Origin of the sequence: Comamonas fluminis, from assembly GCF_019186805.1 — a bacterium.
Classification (GTDB): Bacteria; Pseudomonadota; Gammaproteobacteria; order Burkholderiales; family Burkholderiaceae_C; genus Comamonas; species Comamonas fluminis.
This window is the reverse complement of sequence record NZ_CP066783.1, coordinates 4098193-4115182: the sequence shown is the minus strand read 5'-3', so window position 1 is coordinate 4115182 and position 16990 is coordinate 4098193. Positions and strand designations below refer to the sequence as shown.

Below are 16990 nucleotides of genomic sequence, written 5' to 3'. Positions count from 1 at the left end.
CACAGCGAACTGGGCGGGGATTTTTTTAGTCTGCACTGCACCAAAACTGGCGCGGCCCAGACCAGAGACACCAAGCAAGGGCCGCCCCGCAGCGAGGGTGTCGTCCCCCTCCCGAAGAGAGAGGGGGAAGCCGCGGGGCCGCCTAGGCAAAGCGGCTCAGGGGGAGCTTATTTTGGGCTCGCAGCAATAGCCTTCTCAGCCTTTTCCACCAGCGGTGCACCGATCTGGCTCTTCCACTTGTCATACACAGGGCGGGTGGCCTTCACAAAGGCTTCGCGCTCGGCGGCGTTGGGCGTGGTCACGGTCACGCCCAGGCCTGCCAGGTCTTTGAGCAGGGGCTTGTCGGCTTCAATCAGACCCTTGCGCGCAATGGCGATTTCTTCCTTGGCGGCATCCAGCGCGGCTTGCTTGACGATGGCTTGGTCAGCAGGCGTCCAACTGGCCCATACGTCCTTGTTGACCACGAAGATCAGCGGGTCGTTCATATAGCCCCACATGGTCATGTACTTCTGGCCCACGGACTGCAGCTTGGCTGCCATGTACACGCCGATGGGGTTCTCCTGACCGTCCACGGCGCCACTGGCCATGGCTGGTTGGGCATCTGCCCAGCTCATCTGTGTGGGGTTGGCGCCCAGCGCAGTGAAGGTGTCCAGGAACAGGGGCGAGCCCACGACGCGGATCTTCATGCCCTTGAGGTCGGCAGGCGTCTTGATGGCGTGCTTGGAGTTGGAGATTTCGCGGTAGCCGTTCTCGCCCCAGGCCAGTGGCACCACGCCGCCTTTTTCCAGGGTCTTGAAGATTTCCTGGCCCACTTCACCCTGCGTCACCGCATCCACGGCCTTGAAGTTGGGGAACAGGAAAGGCATGGAGAACAGGTTCAGCGACTTGATCTGGGGCGACCAGTTGATGGTCGAACCCACGGCCATGTCGATCACGCCCTGGCGCAATGCGGAGAACTCACGGGTCTGGTCACCTTGCACTAGCGAAGTGCCGGGATAGAGCTTGATATTGATGCGGCCCTGGGTGCGCTCGCGCACCTTGTCGGCCCACAGCTCGCCGCCCTTGCCCCAGGGGAAGGCGGTGCCCAGCACCAGCGACATGCGGTATTCGCTCTTGTACTTGGTCTCAGCCATGGCCATGGGCGATGCAAAAGCCAGTGCGGCAGCGGTGGCTACTGCGGATGCGAGGAAGGTACGAAGTTTCATTTGGTTTGTCTCCCTTTTAGAAACGAAAAACTGGAAAGCAGGAATCAGCCGTTGCAGCCTGTGAGGCCGCAATGGCTGGAATCAATAGCCCATTTTTGCGGGAAGCCACAGAGCGAGCTGAGGGAATGCAATGACCAGAATCATCACCACGAACATGGACAGCAGCATCCAGCCCACCCAGCGCACGGTGGACTCCATGCGCACGCCCGCAATGCGGCAGCTGACCATCAGGTTCACGGCCAGTGGCGGTGTGAACTGGCCCAGTGCCACCTTGAGTGTGAGGATCACACCGAACCAGACAGGGTCCCACTGGTAGTGATTCATGATGGGCAGCAAGAGCGGCACAAAGATCAGGAAGATCGAGATGCCGTCCAGGAACATGCCCACCGTGATCAGCAGCAAGATCAGCAGTGCCATCACGCCATATTCACCCAGGCCAGAGTTCACGATGGCGTTGGCCACCGGGTCAATCACGCCCAGTGTGGACAGCGAGAAGGCAAAGATGCCAGCCAGCGACACCACCAGCAGAATCACCGCCGACAGCTCGCCCGCTTCGCGCAGGATGGGGAACAGGTCGCGCACGCCGATGGTGCGGTGAATCACCATGCCGACGAACAAGCCGTAGAAAACGGCGACCACGGCGGCTTCGGTGGGCGTAAACCAGCCCATGCGCATGCCGCCCAGAATCAGCACCGGTGCAGCCAGACCCCAGGAGGCTTCCTTCAGGCTCTTCCAGAAAGGAGGGCGGGGCATGGAGGCTTCCAGCGCGCCCATCTTGTGCTTGCGGGCCATCCACACTGCAGGAATGATGAGTGCCACGCCCGCCAGAATGCCGGGAATCATGCCTGCCGCAAACAGCGCAGGCACTGAGGCGCCCGGCACCAGCACCGAATAGATGATGAAGGCGACTGAGGGCGGAATCAGAATGTCGGTTGCCGCAGCGGCGCCGACCACACTGGCCGAGAAACTCTTGGGGTAGCCTGCACGGCTCATGGCGGCAATCATCACGCCGCCCACGGCTGCCGCATTGGCCGGGCCGGAGCCAGAGATGCCACCCAGGAACATGGCCACGGCAATGGCCACCAGCGGCAGCATGCCCGGGCCACGGCCCACGATGGCGACGGCAAAGTTCACGAGGCGTAGCGCCACGCCCGAGCGGTCAAAAATGGAACCGACCAGCACAAACATGGGAATGGCCAGCAGCGGATATTTGCCAAGGCCTGCATAGAAGTTTTGCGGCACGGCCAGCAGGCCAAACCACTGGGTGTCGGCATTGGCCAGTGCAATGGCTGCAGCACCCGCCAAGCCCAGGGCGGCGCCAATGGGCACGCCAATGAACATCAGGCCCAGAAAGGCCACAAACAGCAAGGTAGCGATCATGAGAGCTCCTTGCTATGGTCTTTTTCGGCAGGCTCTTCGCTGAAGGCGTCGGGCTTGCCCTGGCGAATGAACAGGCCCAGAGCGCGCAAGGTAATCAGTGCGGAAACAACCGGCAGCCAGATGGAATACCACCACTGCGGCAGGCCAATGCCGGGCGATGTTTCTTCAAAGCGGTAGTCGTCCCAGACCACGCGCACGCTGAGTACAGCAATCAAGGCAAACAGCAGGGCCATCATCAGCGAGCCAAAGCGTGCCAGTGCACGGCGGCGTTCTTTGGAGCCGCTATCGGCAAAAAATTCGATGCGGATATGCAGGTTGCGCGCGACAGCGGCAGAGCCTGCAACCAGGGCCAGCAAGATCATCAGAAAGACGGAGATCTCTTCGGTCCAGGCAAAGGAAGAGTTGGTGAAATAGCGCACCAGCACATTGGCAAAGGTGATCAGGGCGAGAGCCGCCATGATGATCACCGTCAGCCAGTCTTCAATGCGCAGGGAGCGAGGCTCATCCGGGCGCACGCCGGAATCGGCTGCACCATCGGTCTCGGGAGGAGTGGAGGACATGAACGCGGGAAGTCAGAAAAACACACATGGGTCAGGGCCGTTCGCAGGGATGGCGTGATCTGCGCGCACTTCAAGGTGAACGCCCTTATGTAGTCCCTCGACCTTCGCGGTGTTGTGCACCGGGATGGGATGGAGCGAGTCAACACATCGGATAGATGTAAGTGGACATTATCAAGGTATCTATGTCGCAGGGCTTACGTCCGGTAGCAGGCATTACCCTAAGGTCTGGGCCTGATCCGGGCATGGGTAGCGATGGCGCCCGGACCGGTGTTGCACAGCCTTGGTGCGCGGCAGCGGATAATAGAGGTCTATGGAAACCAAATGGCTTGAAGATTTTGTCAGCCTTGCTGAAACCCGCAGTTTCAGCCGCTCGGCCCAGCTGCGCCACGTCACGCAGCCTGCGTTCTCGCGTCGCATCCAGGCGCTTGAGGCCTGGGCGGGAACGGATCTGGTCGACAGAAGCTCTTACCCGACGCGTCTGACACCAGCAGGCAAGACCATGTACGAGCAGGCGCTGGAGATTCTGCAGTCCCTGCAAAGTACGCGAACCATGCTGCGCGCCCACGTCAGTGCGGGCAAGGGCATGGTGGGCTTTGCCGTGCCGCACACTCTTGCGTTCACTTTCTTTCCGAACTGGGTTTCGGCGGTGCACGAGAAGTTTGGCCCCTTCCGCAGCCGTTTGTTTGCGCTCAATGTGCACGATGCGGTGATGCGTCTGGTTGAAGGTGGCTGTGACCTGCTGATTGCCTACTATCACTCCTCTCAGCCTTTCCAGCTGGACCCTTCTCGCTATGAAATGGTGAGCCTGGGGCATGAGGTGCTGGCACCATATTCCAAGCCGGACGCCGATGGAAAGCCGATTTTTACGCTGCCAGGCCGCCAGGGCCAGCCACTGCCGTATCTCGGCTATGCCGCAGGCGCGTATCTGGGCCGTGTGACTGAACTGATTCTCAAAGAGTCGGCTGAGGCCGTTCACCTTGAACGTGTGTATGAAACCGATATGGCCGAAGGCCTCAAGGCCATGGCGCTGGAAGGGCACGGCGTAGCCTTTTTGCCATACAGCGCAGTACGCAGCGATCTGGAAAATGGTCGTCTGGTGCGCGCCGTCCCCGAAGGGATGCCAGGCTTTCAGATGGACATGGAAGTGCGCGCCTATCGCGAAAAGCCTAGCAATGATGCTCCGCAGGGCGGAGCAGCTGCGCTGTGGAACTTCCTCAAGGAACAGGGCGAGACTGTGGGGGCTGAAATCAAGGCCGTGTAGCAGCTGCTTTGTTGCTTTTTATCCAAGGGGCCTGAGGGCCCTTTTTTAATATTTCGGGCGCTATAGATGGGTTTTTACTATTTTCTAGGTAATTACCCTTATGTTATGCCTAGGGTTACCTCTAAATATGCATGTTGTGCATAAGGCCTTTTGTCATCGGCATTGGCTTGGCGTATCTCGAAGGGATTAGAGTTCGCACCTTGCACAATTTAAGGTGCAGCGTATTCAGGTCTGCATTGGCCTGTAAGTAGGTGCTTGCGTGCTCACTTTTCTACGGGAAAAGTCCTAGAAATGTTTGCATTGCTGCCACTGCTAGCGCTGCACAATGGGTGCAGTACATTTCTTGACGTAACTTGTCTACCCTCACAAGGGGCAGGGCGTTAATTAAGTGACAAGCGTTTTGGGTCCTTACCAATAGGAGATCGATATGAAAAAGCAATTGTTGGCCATCGCCGTTACCGCACTGGCCGCTGGCACTGTGTTTGCTCAGGCCAATGACACTCTGGCCAAGATCAAGTCTTCCGGCAGCGTGACGCTGGGTGTGCGCGAGTCTTCGGGCCTTGGCTACACACTGGGCAATGGCAAGTACGTGGGCTTTCATACCGAGATGGGCGAGCAGATTCTGCGCGACATCCAGAAGCAGCTCGGCCTGACCAAGCTGGAAGTCAAGTACCAGCCCCTGACTTCGCAAAACCGTATTCCTCTGGTGCAAAACGGCACTGTGGATATTGAGTGTGGCTCCACCACCAACAATACCGCTCGCCAAAAGGACGCAGCCTTTGCCTTCACCACCTATGTGGAAGAAGTGCGTATCGCTACGCGCACCAACTCCGGCATCAACGGCATCAAGGACCTGAACGGCAAGACCATCGTGACCACGACAGGTACGACGTCTGTGCAGACACTGCGCAAGAACAAGCGTGCCGATGGCCTGACTTTCAAGGAAGTCATGGGCAAGGACCACGCCGACAGCTTCCTGATGCTGGAAACCGGCCGTGCCGACGCCTTCATCATGGACGGCTCCATTCTGGCGGCCAACATCTCCAAGTCCAAGGCTCCCAAGGACTACCACATCGTGGGTGAAGTGCTGTCAGTGGAACCCATCGCCTGCATGATGCGCAAGGACGACCCTGCCTTCAAGAAGGCTGTGGATGACTCCATCACACGTCAGATCAAGGACGGCTCACTGTCCAAGCTGTACGACAAGTGGTTCATGCAGCCCATCCCTCCTAACAATGTGAAGGTGGGACTGCCTCTGTCGGCTGCGACCAAGGATGCATGGGCACACCCCAATGACAAGCCCATGGAAGCTTACGAAGTCAAGTAATCCTGCTCTATAGGTGTACCGCCCCTTCTGCCAAGCGGTTTGAAGGGGCTTTTTTGTGGCGAGGGCCGGTGTGAGTGTTTGCCCTTCTAAATCAAGAATGAAAGAGGTGCTCGTATGAGTTGGGATTGGCAGGTGTTCTGTCAGGACACCATTACCCAAGAGGTCGGGCAGAGCTGTTTTGGAAAAAATGGCGACATCACCTATCTGGACTGGATGATGTCGGCATGGGGCTGGACAGTCTCGGTGGCGCTGCTGTCACTGGTCATCGCCCTGGTTTTGGGCGCAGTGATTGGTACTTTGCGTACCTTGCCTGATCGTCCGTGGATTGTTCGTCTGGGCAACGCCTGGGTTGAGCTGTTCAGAAATATTCCGCTGCTGGTTCAGGTCTTCATCTGGTATCACGTGATTCCAGCCGTGATTCCTGCAATGAAGTCCCTGCCGGGCTTTGTGCTGGTGGTGTTTGCAATCGGCTTTTTCACCTCGGCCCGTATCGCTGAGCAAGTGCGCTCTGGCATTCAGGCTTTACCACGTGGTCAGCGCAACGCGGGCATGGCCATGGGGTTCACAACCTTTCAGACCTATCGCTATGTGCTGCTGCCCATGGCGTTTCGCATCATCATCCCGCCGCTGACCAGCGAAGCCATGAACGTGTTCAAGAACTCGTCGGTGGCGTTTGCCGTGTCTGTGGCCGAGCTGACCATGTTCGCCATGCAGGCGCAGGAAGAAACCTCGCGCGGCGTGGAGATCTATCTCGCCGTCACAGGTCTGTATGTGATTTCCGCCTTCGTCATCAACCGCATCATGGCAGTCATCGAAAAGCGTTCTCGCGTTCCGGGCCTGATTGCAGCCAGCGGTGGAGGCCATTGATATGAATCTCAACCTCGACTGGTCGTTTTTCTCGTGGGATCTTTTCAGCAACTATGTGCTGAAGGGCTTCTATTTCAGTGTCACGCTGACTGTGATCGCCACGCTGGGCGGTATCTTCTTTGGTACTTTGCTGGCGCTGATGCGTCTGTCGGGCAAGAAGTGGCTGGATGTTCCTGCCACCATCTACGTCAACGGCATGCGCTCCATTCCGCTGGTGATGGTGATTCTGTGGTTCTTCCTGCTGATGCCCATGCTGATCGGCAAGCCCATCGGCGCGGAGACCTCGGCCATCATTACCTTTGTGGCATTTGAAGCAGCGTATTTCTCGGAAATCATGCGCGCTGGCATTCAGTCCATCCCACGCGGTCAGGTCTTTGCAGGTCAGGCTCTGGGCATGACTTACGGCCAGAACATGCGCCTGGTGGTACTGCCTCAGGCTTTCCGCAACATGCTGCCCGTGCTGCTGACGCAGACCATTATTCTGTTTCAGGATACGTCGCTGGTTTATGCGATTGGTGCCTATGACATGCTCAAGGGCTTCGAGCTCGCAGGCAAGAACGAGGGTCGCCCGATTGAGTCCTACCTGGCAGCGGCTGCGATTTATTTTGTGATCTGCTTTGCGCTCTCCTGGACCGTCAAGCGCCTGCATAAAAAGATAGCCATCATCCGTTAAGTCGGCTCCCATCGAGGAATTGCAATGATTGAACTCAAGAACGTTTCCAAGTGGTACGGCAGCTTTCAGGTGCTGTCCGACTGCTCCACCAACATCAACAAAGGTGAAGTGGTGGTGGTGTGCGGGCCTTCGGGCTCGGGCAAGTCCACGCTGATCAAGACCATCAACGCGCTGGAGCCCTTCCAGAAGGGTGAGATTTTTGTGGACGGCACGGCAGTGCACGACCCCAAGACTGACCTGCCCAAGCTGCGCAGCCGTGTGGGCATGGTGTTCCAGCACTTTGAGCTGTTCCCTCATCTGTCGGTGACAGAGAACCTGACCATTGCCCAGATGAAGGTGCTGGGCCGCAGTGCGGCAGACGCCAAGACCCGTGGCCTGAAGATGCTGGACCGTGTGGGCCTGACGGCGCACAAGGACAAGTTCCCCGGTCAGCTCTCCGGCGGTCAGCAGCAGCGCGTGGCCATTGCGCGTGCGCTGTCCATGGATCCTATCGTCATGCTGTTTGACGAGCCCACATCGGCGCTGGACCCCGAAATGGTGGGCGAAGTGCTGGATGTGATGATGGGCCTGGCCCACGAAGGCATGACCATGATGTGCGTGACCCACGAAATGGGCTTCGCGCGCAAGGTGGCCAGCCGCGTGATCTTCATGGACGTGGGTGGCAAGATTCTGGAAGACTGCAGCAAGGACGAGTTCTTCGGCCACCCCGAAAACCGCCAGCCGCGTACCAAGGAATTCCTCAACAAGATCCTGCAGCATTGATGCTGTAGATTGTCCAAAAAAGGCGCTCGAAAGAGCGCCTTTTTTATGCCTGAAACCGGCGAGGTACAACCCAGAGGCAGCAAGCAAGGGCCGCCCCGCAGCGATGCTGTCGTCCCCCTCTGGGGGAAGGCGCAAAGCGCCTCAGGGGGAACGTATCAAAACACTTTGCCCAAACAGGCTTTGCACTAGGTCCACCACCAGCTCTGCGGTCTGGTTGCGTATGTCCAGCGCAGGGTTCAGTTCCACAATATCGAGTGAGGCCAGGCGCCCCGTGTCGGCAATCATTTCCATGCACAGCTGCGCTTCGCGGTAGGTGGGGCCGCCGCGTACAGGGGTTCCGGTGCCGGGGGCAATGTCGGGGTCCAGAAAATCCACATCAAAGCTCAGATGCAGGTGAATATCCTTGCCGTCTTCGTCAAACAGGCCAGTCAGCGCACGGCGCATGACTTCGCGCATGCCCAGCTCGTCAATGGCTCGCATGTCATAGACCTCAAGCCCCAGCTCGCGAATCATGTGCTTTTCGCTTTCGTCCACGCTGCGCAGGCCAATCTGGCAAAAAGCAGATGCGGGAAGGGCGGGTGTACTGCCCGACAGAGAGGCCAGTTCCGACGGGCCCAGCCCGCACAGGCTGGAGACGGGCATGCCGTGCAGATTGCCGGTGGGGGAACTTGCTGGCGTGTTGCAGTCCGAATGGGCATCAAGCCACAGCACCCGCAATTGCTTGCCGGTGGTGCGGCAATGTCTGGCAATGGCGCTGATGGAGCCTGTGGCCAGCGTATGGTCACCGCCCAGCATGATGGGCAGGCGGTTTTGCTCCAGCACCTGCAGCACGGCATCGTGCGCCATCTGATTCCAGCGCAGGCACTCCGCCAGATTACGCAGGCCCTGCATATCGCGTGCACCACGCGGATTGGGTGGCCCGGATAGATTGCCAAGATCGTTGACGCGCACGCCAAGCCGCTCCAGCGCTGGTGCCAGCTGGGCCACGCGCAGTGCGTCAGGCCCCATGGCTGCGCCCAGACGCGAGGCGCCGACATCGGTGGGCAGGCCGATCAGGGTGGCTTGCGTCAAGCGCTTGGACACAGGTGGGGACGATTGGGTCTTCATTGCTCTATCTCCATCAGGCGGTCTGGCGGCCAGAGAGTTGAATGACCTGTGCGCGGTGAGATTGCATCAGCAGGGCAAACAAATCCTTGGGGTCTGGCAGAGAGGGTATCAGCTCAATCTGAGACAGCAGGCCCGCCTGGCGCGCAAGGCGGTGCATGGTGCGCAGGGCCGAGTAGTCTTCCAGTGCAAAGCCTACGGAGTCGAACAGCGTGATCTCCTCAGCGCTCGTGCGGCCAGGTGCTTGCTTTTGCAGCACGCGCCACAGCTCTGTGACGGCGAAGTCTGCAGGCATTTGCTGCAACTCCCCCTCCATGCGGGTTTGCGGCTCGTATTCCACAAAGACGCTGGCACGGTGCAGAACGGCGGCGGCAAGCTCGGTCTTGCCCGGGCAGTCGCCGCCCACGGCATTCAGATGCATTCCGGGCTGCAGCAGAGGCGCATGGATGATGGTGGCGCGGGTCTTGTCAGCCGTGGCGGTGGTCACAATGTCTGCGTCTTTCACTGCATCTGCCGCGCTGGCTGCAATGCTGACGCTGGCACCGAACTGCGCCAGAAACGGCTGCAGATTGCGCAGCAGCTTTTGCGATGCAGCGGGGTCGATATCGAACAGGCGCAGCTCGCGCACATCCAGCAGCTCCATGAAAGCCAGCGCCTGAAATTCGCTTTGTGAGCCATTGCCGATCAGCGCCATGCTGCGGCTGTCCTTGCGGGCCAGGTGCTTTGCGGCCATGGCTGAGGTGGCGGCGGTGCGCAGGGCGGTGGTCAGCGTCAGTTCGCTGACAAAGCGCGGCATGCCGGTGGCGACATCGGCCAGCGCGCCAAAGGCCATCACCGTGGGCAAGCCCAGCTGTGGATTGTGCGGGTGGCCGTTGACATATTTGAAGGCGTAGTCCTGCGCATCTGCCACCGGCATCAGCTCGATCACGCCACTGGCCGAGTGGGCGGCGGTGCGAGCGCTTTTGTCGAAGTCCTGCCAGCGCATGAAATCAGCCTCTATGGCTTCACTCATCAGGCGCAGTACCTGGGTGATACCTGTGCGCATGACCAGCCGGGCTGCATCGCTGGCGCTGAGAAAGTCGGTCTGCAACTGAGCAGCAGCCTGTGTTTGAGGAATAGACATGGGGCATCCTCCTTGCCGCCATTTTTCAGGAGTTTGCACCGGCGGGCCAGTGCAGGAAAGTGCCGAGGCTGTCTGCGCGGGTGCGAGGCACAATGCCCGCTGGGGTGACTGAAGGCAGTTCTGGGTAATCGGGGTTGATGGGACAATACCCGTCATGACTCAGACCCTCACGATCGCCCGCCCCGATGACTGGCACCTGCACGTGCGCGATGGCGATGCCATGCACTGCGTAGTCCCTCACACCGCCCGCCAGATGGGCCGTGCCATCATCATGCCCAACCTCAAGCCGCCTGTGACAACGGCAGAGATGGCCATCGCCTACCGCGAGCGCATTCTGTCTGCCGTGCCGGCAGGCAGCAAGTTTCAGCCGCTGATGACGCTGTACCTGACGGACAAGCTGGGCCCTGACGAGATCGTGCGAGCCAAGGCCGCCGGCGTGGTGGCCTGCAAGCTCTATCCCGCTGGTGCCACCACCAACAGCGACCATGGCGTGACGGATCTGCGCAAGATTTACCCCACACTCGAAGCCATGCAGCGTGAAGGCCTGGTGCTGCTGGTGCACGGTGAAGTGACCGACCAGAGCATTGACCTGTTCGACCGCGAAGCCGTGTTTATCGAGCAGCAGCTCAAGCCGCTGCGCAAGGATTTCCCCGCGCTGAAGATCGTCATGGAACACGTGACGACCAAGGAGGCCGCCGAATACGTGGCCGCCGCCGATGACTTTCTGGCTGCCACCATCACGCCCCAGCACTTGCTGTTCAACCGCAACGCCATCTTCCTGGGCGGTGTGCGCCCGCATTTCTACTGCCTGCCGGTTCTGAAGCGTGAAACCCACCGTCTGGCCCTGGTGCAGGCGGCGACCAGCGGCAGCAAGAAGTTCTTCCTGGGTACAGACAGCGCCCCCCATGCTGCCCACCTGAAGGAAGCAGCCACCGGCTGCGCAGGCTGCTACAGCGCCCATGCCGCTATCGAGATGTATGCCGAAGTGTTCGACGGCGTTGGCGCGCTGGACAAGCTCGAAGCCTTTGCCTCGTTCAATGGCGCAGATTTCTATGGCCTGCCCCGCAATACCGACACCATCACTCTGGTCAAGGAAAGCTGGATGCCGCCCGTGAGCTTTGAATATGGCGAAGGCGCTCAACTGAAGCCGCTGCGCTTTGGCGAAACACTGCCCTGGAAGATGCAGGATTAAAAAGTGAGCTGATAGCGCTGGTGTTTGCTTTGGTTGCAAGTACTTTGTGTCTGAAATCAAGAAGGGAGTTGCGCAAGCTGCTCCCTTTTTTATTTTGTGATGCGCGGCAGCTCGGTTAGTCTTGTGCACTTGAAATGTTCAGGAGATTGCATGCCCACCGATGCCCAGCCCCGTATCGCCTTGCTGATTGATGCGGACAATGCGCCCGCAGAGATGATCGACGAGATCCTGACCGAGCTTTCCACCTTCGGCCTCATCAATGTGCGCCGCGCCTATGGCAACTGGACCAAGCCCGGTCTGCACGGCTGGCAAAGCAAGCTGCTGGAATATGCCGTGCGGCCCATGCAGCAGTTTGATTACTCCAAAGGTAAAAACGCCACCGACATGGCCATGACGGTGGATGCGATGGAGCTGCTCTATACCGAGCAGCCGGACGCATTCGGCATTGTTTCCTCGGACGCGGACTTCACCCCGCTGGTCATGCATTTGCGTGCCAAGGGGGCTGCGGTCTATGGCTTTGGGGCTGCGCAAACGCCCCGCGCCTTTGTCAACGCGTGCTCGCGCTTTCTGTATTTCGATGCCTTGCTGGAGCTGGGCGATGGCATTACCAGCCGCGCCGAGCGCCGTGAGCTGCAGGATGGCGAGGCAGCACAGCGCAATGCGGCGGCGGCGCCGCAGGGCGGTAGTGCCGCCAGCGCTACCAACGCTAATGGCAACGGCAAGGTGGCTGGTGGCACGGGCGCGGCCATACCGGCATGCACCACGCTGCGCGTTCCCACGCACCTGCTGCGCGAGGATAAGCAGCTGATTGCCATGCTGCGCGACGCTGTGAAGGCCACGCAGGATGAGGCAGGCTGGGCGCGTGTGGCGGCAGTGGGCACGCATATTGGCAACAAGCTCTCGTTCGATGCGCGCAACTACGGCTATGCATCGCTGACCCGGCTGATGGCCGCCACGCAGGCCTTTGAATTGCGCGATGAAGGATCGCCCCGTGTGGCCGTTCGTGATTTGCGCGCCGTGCACGATGAAGGTGGGCATTGAGCGAAGCATGCGCACAGGCCGGGGCGTCGCAGGCGGCCTGGCAGGCGGTCTGGCAGATGGACTGGAATGCACCGTGGCTGACTTCGGTGCGGCATCTGGGGCAGCAGGCGCATGCACGGGTGCAGGAAGGCGCGAGCGTGGCCAATGCTTTGCAGGCTACAGCCAAGGCGCACGGGCTGCTGCCGGGCTGGCGCTTTGTCGATCAGCAGCAACTGGCGCCGGGAATGGCCTATGAGGCCTTTATCCACGCCCAGCGCTGCATACCCACGCGTGACAATCTGCACGACTTTTTCAATGGCCTCATCTGGCTGCACTGGCCGCAGCTCAAGCAGCAGCTCAATCATCTGCAAGCCACGGAGATTGCGCGCCAGGGCGTAGGGGCGCAGCGCGGGCGGCTGCGGGACGCCATCACGGTGCTGGATGAAAACGGAGGCCTGCTGCTGGCGCCGCAAGTGCTGTGCGATGCACTGCGTGAAAAGCGCTGGCAGGATTTGTTCGTGCAGGATAGAGCGCTGTGGGCGCAGGCACAGTTTCTGCCCATCGGTCATGCTTTGCTGGAAAAGCTGGTGCAGCCGCGCAAGGCGATTACGGCTCATGTCATTTGCTGGCCGCTGGAGCAGATGCATTCGCAGGCCCTGCCCAGGTCGCACGATGAAGCCGATGCATGGCTGAGCACCTTGATTCAAGGCGCATCTTGCAATCTGGCATCCAAGCCCTATCTACCTATTCCCATATTAGGAATCCCGGGCTGGTGCCATGAAAACCAGAACTTTTCCTTCTATGATGACTCTCTAGTTTTCCGAGCCCCACGTACCGTACAAGCAACATAACAACAGGTACTGCCAGAAAGAGACCTGGCTGGATCAGCACTCGCCAAGCACAGGCGGTGTATCAGGGTGTCTTGGTCATTTTGTCCCCCTGTGTGGAGAACATCCTCGATGAAACGTATTGCCTTATTTCTTCTGACCAATATCGCCGTGGTGGCGGTGTTGGGCATTGTCGCCAGTTTGCTGGGCGTCAACCGCTATCTCACTGCCAACGGCCTGAATCTGGGCGCCCTGCTGGGCTTTGCCTTCATCATGGGTTTTGGCGGCGCCATCATCTCGCTGCTGATTTCCAAACCCATGGCCAAGTGGACCTCGGGCGTGCAGGTCATCAACGAGCCGCGCAACGCCGATGAGGCCTGGATCGTCAACACCGTGCGTGGCTTTGCTGAAAAAGCAGGCATTGGCATGCCCGAAGTCGGCATCTATGAGGGCGAGCCCAATGCTTTTGCCACGGGAGCTTTCAAAAATTCTGCTCTGGTGGCAGTGTCCACAGGCCTGCTCGAAGGCATGACCCGCGAAGAAGTGGAAGCCGTGATTGGCCACGAAGTGGCTCACGTGGCCAATGGCGACATGGTGACCATGACCCTGATTCAGGGCGTGATGAACACCTTTGTGGTCTTCCTGTCGCGCCTGATTGGCTACGCTGTGGACAGCTTTTTGCGCAAGAACGATGAAAACAGCTCCGGCCCCGGCATCGGTTACATGATTACCACTCTGGTGCTGGATGTGCTGCTGGGCTTCCTGGCCTCCATGATCGTGGCCTGGTTCTCGCGTCAGCGTGAATTCCGTGCCGACGCAGGTGCGGCACAGCTCATGGGTAACCGCCAGCCCATGGTGAATGCGCTGGCCCGTCTGGGTGGCATGCATCCTGGTGAGCTGCCCAAGAGTGTGGCAGCCATGGGCATTGCCGGTGGTATCGGCAAGCTGTTTTCTACCCACCCTCCGATTGAAGAGCGTATTGCTGCGCTGCAAAACGCACGCTGAGCGGTGAATATGTAAACGACAGCCGCCTGTCTTTACCCACGCTTCACAAGCCCCTGTCAACAACTGGCCGGGGCTTTCGCGTTGTAGAGACAAGACTTCAGGAGTTGTGATGTCCTTGCTCGCTCAAACTTTTTCTCGCCGCATGCTGCCCGCCCTGGTGCTGGGTGGCGCTGCCGCCATGCTGACTGGCTGCGTGGTGGCTCCTTATCCCGGTTATGCAAGCTATGGCGGCGATATGGTGGCAGGCGATGTCTATGCGCCCATGGCGCCGCCTCCGCTGCAGACAGAGATCATTCCTGTGGCACCTTCGCCCGCCTATGTCTGGATCGGCGGCTCCTGGGGCTGGGGTGGCGGTCGTTACAACTGGCGCCCCGGTCGCTGGGCCATGCCGCCACGTCCGGGCTATGCATGGCACGGCGGTGGCTGGAACCACGGCCCCCGTGGCTGGCGTGGCGGTGGTGGCCACTGGGGGCCGCGCCGCTGATCGAGGTGTGAACATGCTGCACATGTGACAGAAATATCGGCCAGCCCGTGCTGCCCCGCTAGGCGCAGAGCGGGCTGGCCGCTACATTGTCTGCAGGAGGCTTGCTGTGAATCCTGCACTCATCACACGCCGCGATGGCGCGGTTCTCATTCTTTCCAATAACAACCCGGATGCGCGCAATGCGCTGTCGCCCGAGTATTACCACGCGGTGATGGACGGCTTGCGCGATGCGGCTGCGGATGCGTCGATTGCCGCCATCATCCTCACTGGTGAAGGTGGGCACTTTTGTGCGGGCGGCGATCTGCGGCAGCTGGCCAAGCGCCGTGACCTGTCTGTTGCACAAAGGCGCGAGCGGCTGGAAGACCTCAACCACTTCATCCGCGCCATTCGAGACTGCCCTAAGCCGGTGATTGCCGCGGTAGAGGGGGCGGCTGCCGGTGCCGGTCTTTCTCTGGCCATGGCCTGCGACATGCTGGTGGCGGCGCGCAATGCCGTGTTTTCGGTGGCCTATGTGAAAGTGGGCCTGACGCCTGATGGCGGCGCAACGGCGTTTCTGTCTGAATTTGTCTCGCGCCAGGTTCTGACCGAGCTGTGCCTGACGGGCGAGCGCGTCAGCGGGGAGCGCATGCATCAGCTGGGCTGCGTCAACCGCCTGACTGAGCCAGGTGGTGCACTGGCGGCGGCCATGGCGCTGGCTGGGCAGTTATCCACAGGTCCGGCGCACGCCATGGCGCGCATCAAGACCCTGTGCCATTCGGCCCAGCATCAATCGCTGCAGCAGCAGCTGGAGCAGGAAGCCGAATACATGGTGGAGGCACAGGGAAGCGAGGAATCGCGCGAAGGCATTGGCGCATTTCTGGACAAGCGCGCGCCCGACTATGTTCGCCTGCGCAGCCAGTCGTAAACGGGCGGCGCGCGGTCAGCGCACGGTGTAGTTGAGCTGAAACATCACGCCCGCATTGCCCAGCACATTGATCTGGCCGCCCCAGTTCTTGTTGAAGTCATAACCCACGGCCGGGATGGCAGTCAGCCCCCAGCCGTGTTTGTTATTGAACGGAATCTTCTTGTTGTAGGGAAACTTGTAGCCGTGAATGACGCCGCCGGTGAGCTTGAAAAACAGGCCCGGCATGCTGTCAAAAGGCCTGAAACGCCAGCCGTAGTACGCATATTGGCTGGGCTGGCCGAATGAATTCTTGAAATAGGCAAAGCCTGCAATATGGCGCTCATCCAGCTCTTTTTCTGCCTGAACCAGCCACACATAGGCATGTTTTTGCTGGTCGGGCTCCCAGTCGTTTTCCTTTTTGGCATCGGAAAAATGCCAGTCGAAAGGGGCGTAGCCAAACATCCAGCCTGAAAGTGCTGACGGCTTTTCGCTGGCAGGCGCATCAGCGGCTTGTGCATGGGCGGCAGGGGCCAGCGTGCAGAGCACCGCCAGTGCGGCAAGGGTGTGGCTTACGGAAGAGGGCAGAGATTTCATCATGGCAAGGCGTTCCGGCAGAGCCACCAGCGTAGCCATGCGCAGGCTTACGCCTTGTCAGAATGAGACGACAACGCTTTAAAAACTGCGCAGACTGTTGCTGCGGCCCATCAACAGGCGGAAGGGCAGCAGCAGGAAGATGCCCAGCACCAGTTTGACGCCCAGATCACCCAGTGCCAGGCTGACCCAGGGCAGGTTTTCCCCGGTAAATCCAATGCTCCAGAACACGGCGGTATCAAGGCAGGCCGCCAGCACGGTGGCTATCAGCGGGGCCTGCCACCAGCGGCTGTGGCGCAGTTTGTCAAACACATAGATGTCCAGCATCTGAGAGCAGACAAAAGCCATGCCGGATGCCGCAGCAATGCGCGCAGGCGCCAGCACCGCAGAGGCGGCAACGGCCACGGCAAAGCCAAACCAGGCCACATGTCTGGCCTCGCCCGGGCCAAAGCGCCGGTTGACCAGCTCGCTGACCAGAAACGCAAACGGGTAGGTGATGGCGCCCCAGGTAAGCCAGTCGTTGATGGTGTACTGAACCAGGATGTTGGACGCCAGCACCACCACGCCCATGCTCAATACGGCGAGCATGAACTGATGGCGTGTGGCTTTGACGAAGCGGTGGTTCATAAAAAGTGCAGGCTTGAAGTCGACGCGGCTGAGTGAGGGCAGTCTGCAGCAGCCTTCACTCAGCAAGGGCCATCGTGCCTTTGGGGAAAGGCAGGCAGC

At 59.8% G+C, this 16990-nt stretch carries 18 protein-coding genes; 11 read left to right on the top strand and 7 right to left on the bottom strand.

Annotated elements, in window-relative coordinates; all coding sequences use genetic code 11:
- Positions 1–167: 167 nt before the first annotated feature.
- The 3 genes from JDW18_RS19000 to JDW18_RS18990 form a co-directional block, all read right to left on the bottom strand.
- The gene (locus JDW18_RS19000) at positions 168–1205 is read right to left on the bottom strand and encodes a DctP family TRAP transporter solute-binding subunit (RefSeq protein ID WP_218241140.1); all 1038 of its coding nucleotides are present in this window, start codon (positions 1203–1205) and stop codon (positions 168–170) included.
- An 81-nt stretch (positions 1206–1286) separates the two neighbouring features.
- On the bottom strand, positions 1287–2585 hold the full coding sequence (locus JDW18_RS18995) for a TRAP transporter large permease (protein WP_218241139.1): 1299 nt from the start codon (positions 2583–2585) through the stop codon (positions 1287–1289).
- The gene (locus tag JDW18_RS18990; protein ID WP_218241138.1) at positions 2582–3145 is read right to left on the bottom strand and encodes a TRAP transporter small permease; all 564 of its coding nucleotides are present in this window, start codon (positions 3143–3145) and stop codon (positions 2582–2584) included. The genes JDW18_RS18995 and JDW18_RS18990 overlap by 4 nt, the downstream gene beginning before the upstream one ends.
- A 310-nt stretch (positions 3146–3455) precedes the next feature.
- Between JDW18_RS18990 and JDW18_RS18985 the strand changes: the two genes are divergently transcribed.
- From JDW18_RS18985 to JDW18_RS18965, 5 genes are all read left to right on the top strand, one after another.
- Complete coding sequence (locus JDW18_RS18985; protein WP_218241137.1) at positions 3456–4406, top strand: LysR substrate-binding domain-containing protein; 951 nt, start codon at positions 3456–3458, stop codon at positions 4404–4406.
- A 427-nt stretch (positions 4407–4833) separates the two neighbouring features.
- A complete protein-coding gene (locus JDW18_RS18980; RefSeq protein WP_218241136.1) occupies positions 4834–5733 on the top strand; it encodes a transporter substrate-binding domain-containing protein in 900 nt (299 codons plus the stop codon).
- Between the two features lie 114 nt (positions 5734–5847).
- The gene (locus JDW18_RS18975; RefSeq protein WP_218241135.1) at positions 5848–6600 is read left to right on the top strand and encodes an amino acid ABC transporter permease; all 753 of its coding nucleotides are present in this window, start codon (positions 5848–5850) and stop codon (positions 6598–6600) included.
- A gap of 1 nt (position 6601) precedes the next feature.
- Positions 6602–7273, top strand: coding sequence for an amino acid ABC transporter permease (locus tag JDW18_RS18970; protein ID WP_218241134.1), 672 nt, complete (start codon positions 6602–6604; stop codon positions 7271–7273).
- 24 nt (positions 7274–7297) lie between these two features.
- Positions 7298–8035, top strand: a complete 738-nt coding sequence (locus JDW18_RS18965) for an amino acid ABC transporter ATP-binding protein (RefSeq protein WP_218241133.1) — start codon at positions 7298–7300, stop codon at positions 8033–8035.
- Between the two features lie 141 nt (positions 8036–8176).
- On the opposite strand, the gene rocF is transcribed toward JDW18_RS18965, so the two are convergent.
- Both rocF and JDW18_RS18955 read right to left on the bottom strand, forming a co-directional pair.
- The gene (gene rocF / locus JDW18_RS18960; protein WP_218241132.1) at positions 8177–9142 is read right to left on the bottom strand and encodes an arginase; all 966 of its coding nucleotides are present in this window, start codon (positions 9140–9142) and stop codon (positions 8177–8179) included.
- A gap of 13 nt (positions 9143–9155) precedes the next feature.
- Positions 9156–10262, bottom strand: coding sequence for an ornithine cyclodeaminase (locus JDW18_RS18955; RefSeq protein ID WP_218241131.1), 1107 nt, complete (start codon positions 10260–10262; stop codon positions 9156–9158).
- A 154-nt stretch (positions 10263–10416) separates the two neighbouring features.
- On the opposite strand from JDW18_RS18955, the gene pyrC reads away from it, so the two are divergent.
- From pyrC to JDW18_RS18925, 6 genes are all read left to right on the top strand, one after another.
- Entirely contained in the window at positions 10417–11454 is a 1038-nt protein-coding gene (pyrC, locus tag JDW18_RS18950) for a dihydroorotase (RefSeq protein WP_425514750.1), read from the top strand.
- A gap of 150 nt (positions 11455–11604) precedes the next feature.
- Positions 11605–12495: an NYN domain-containing protein gene (locus JDW18_RS18945; RefSeq protein ID WP_218241130.1), complete on the top strand. Its 891-nt coding sequence runs from the start codon at positions 11605–11607 to the stop codon at positions 12493–12495.
- A 56-nt stretch (positions 12496–12551) separates the two neighbouring features.
- Positions 12552–13325, top strand: coding sequence for a DUF3025 domain-containing protein (locus JDW18_RS18940; protein WP_218243983.1), 774 nt, complete (start codon positions 12552–12554; stop codon positions 13323–13325).
- Between the two features lie 108 nt (positions 13326–13433).
- Positions 13434–14306, top strand: coding sequence for a protease HtpX (gene htpX / locus JDW18_RS18935; protein ID WP_218241129.1), 873 nt, complete (start codon positions 13434–13436; stop codon positions 14304–14306).
- A 109-nt stretch (positions 14307–14415) separates the two neighbouring features.
- Positions 14416–14790, top strand: a complete 375-nt coding sequence (locus JDW18_RS18930) for a YXWGXW repeat-containing protein (RefSeq protein WP_218241128.1) — start codon at positions 14416–14418, stop codon at positions 14788–14790.
- Positions 14791–14896: 106 nt separating this feature from the next.
- Entirely contained in the window at positions 14897–15694 is a 798-nt protein-coding gene (locus tag JDW18_RS18925) for an oxepin-CoA hydrolase, alternative type (RefSeq protein ID WP_218241127.1), read from the top strand.
- A 15-nt stretch (positions 15695–15709) separates the two neighbouring features.
- On the opposite strand, the gene JDW18_RS18920 is transcribed toward JDW18_RS18925, so the two are convergent.
- Together JDW18_RS18920 and JDW18_RS18915 are read right to left on the bottom strand one after the other, a co-directional pair.
- Entirely contained in the window at positions 15710–16270 is a 561-nt protein-coding gene (locus tag JDW18_RS18920; RefSeq protein WP_246610080.1) for a hypothetical protein, read from the bottom strand.
- 75 nt (positions 16271–16345) lie between these two features.
- A complete protein-coding gene (locus JDW18_RS18915; protein WP_218241126.1) occupies positions 16346–16891 on the bottom strand; it encodes a VUT family protein in 546 nt (181 codons plus the stop codon).
- Between the last annotated feature and the right edge of the window lie 99 nt (positions 16892–16990).

Excerpts from the sequence above, each read along its gene's own strand:
- htpX (WP_218241129.1), top strand. The coding sequence starts at position 13,434 with ATGAAACGTATTGCCTTATTTCTTCTGACCAATATCGCCGTGGTGGCG.
- rocF (WP_218241132.1), bottom strand. The coding sequence starts at position 9,142 with ATGAAGACCCAATCGTCCCCACCTGTGTCCAAGCGCTTGACGCAAGCC.
- JDW18_RS18955 (WP_218241131.1), bottom strand. The coding sequence starts at position 10,262 with ATGTCTATTCCTCAAACACAGGCTGCTGCTCAGTTGCAGACCGACTTT.
- JDW18_RS18965 (WP_218241133.1), top strand. The coding sequence starts at position 7,298 with ATGATTGAACTCAAGAACGTTTCCAAGTGGTACGGCAGCTTTCAGGTG.
- JDW18_RS18940 (WP_218243983.1), top strand. The coding sequence starts at position 12,552 with ATGGACTGGAATGCACCGTGGCTGACTTCGGTGCGGCATCTGGGGCAG.
- JDW18_RS18930 (WP_218241128.1), top strand. The coding sequence starts at position 14,416 with ATGTCCTTGCTCGCTCAAACTTTTTCTCGCCGCATGCTGCCCGCCCTG.
- JDW18_RS18980 (WP_218241136.1), top strand. The coding sequence starts at position 4,834 with ATGAAAAAGCAATTGTTGGCCATCGCCGTTACCGCACTGGCCGCTGGC.
- JDW18_RS18945 (WP_218241130.1), top strand. The coding sequence starts at position 11,605 with ATGCCCACCGATGCCCAGCCCCGTATCGCCTTGCTGATTGATGCGGAC.
- JDW18_RS19000 (WP_218241140.1), bottom strand. The coding sequence starts at position 1,205 with ATGAAACTTCGTACCTTCCTCGCATCCGCAGTAGCCACCGCTGCCGCA.
- JDW18_RS18975 (WP_218241135.1), top strand. The coding sequence starts at position 5,848 with ATGAGTTGGGATTGGCAGGTGTTCTGTCAGGACACCATTACCCAAGAG.
- JDW18_RS18985 (WP_218241137.1), top strand. The coding sequence starts at position 3,456 with ATGGAAACCAAATGGCTTGAAGATTTTGTCAGCCTTGCTGAAACCCGC.
- JDW18_RS18990 (WP_218241138.1), bottom strand. The coding sequence starts at position 3,145 with ATGTCCTCCACTCCTCCCGAGACCGATGGTGCAGCCGATTCCGGCGTG.
- JDW18_RS18915 (WP_218241126.1), bottom strand. The coding sequence starts at position 16,891 with ATGAACCACCGCTTCGTCAAAGCCACACGCCATCAGTTCATGCTCGCC.
- JDW18_RS18920 (WP_246610080.1), bottom strand. The coding sequence starts at position 16,270 with ATGATGAAATCTCTGCCCTCTTCCGTAAGCCACACCCTTGCCGCACTG.
- JDW18_RS18995 (WP_218241139.1), bottom strand. The coding sequence starts at position 2,585 with ATGATCGCTACCTTGCTGTTTGTGGCCTTTCTGGGCCTGATGTTCATT.
- JDW18_RS18970 (WP_218241134.1), top strand. The coding sequence starts at position 6,602 with ATGAATCTCAACCTCGACTGGTCGTTTTTCTCGTGGGATCTTTTCAGC.
- pyrC (WP_425514750.1), top strand. The coding sequence starts at position 10,417 with ATGACTCAGACCCTCACGATCGCCCGCCCCGATGACTGGCACCTGCAC.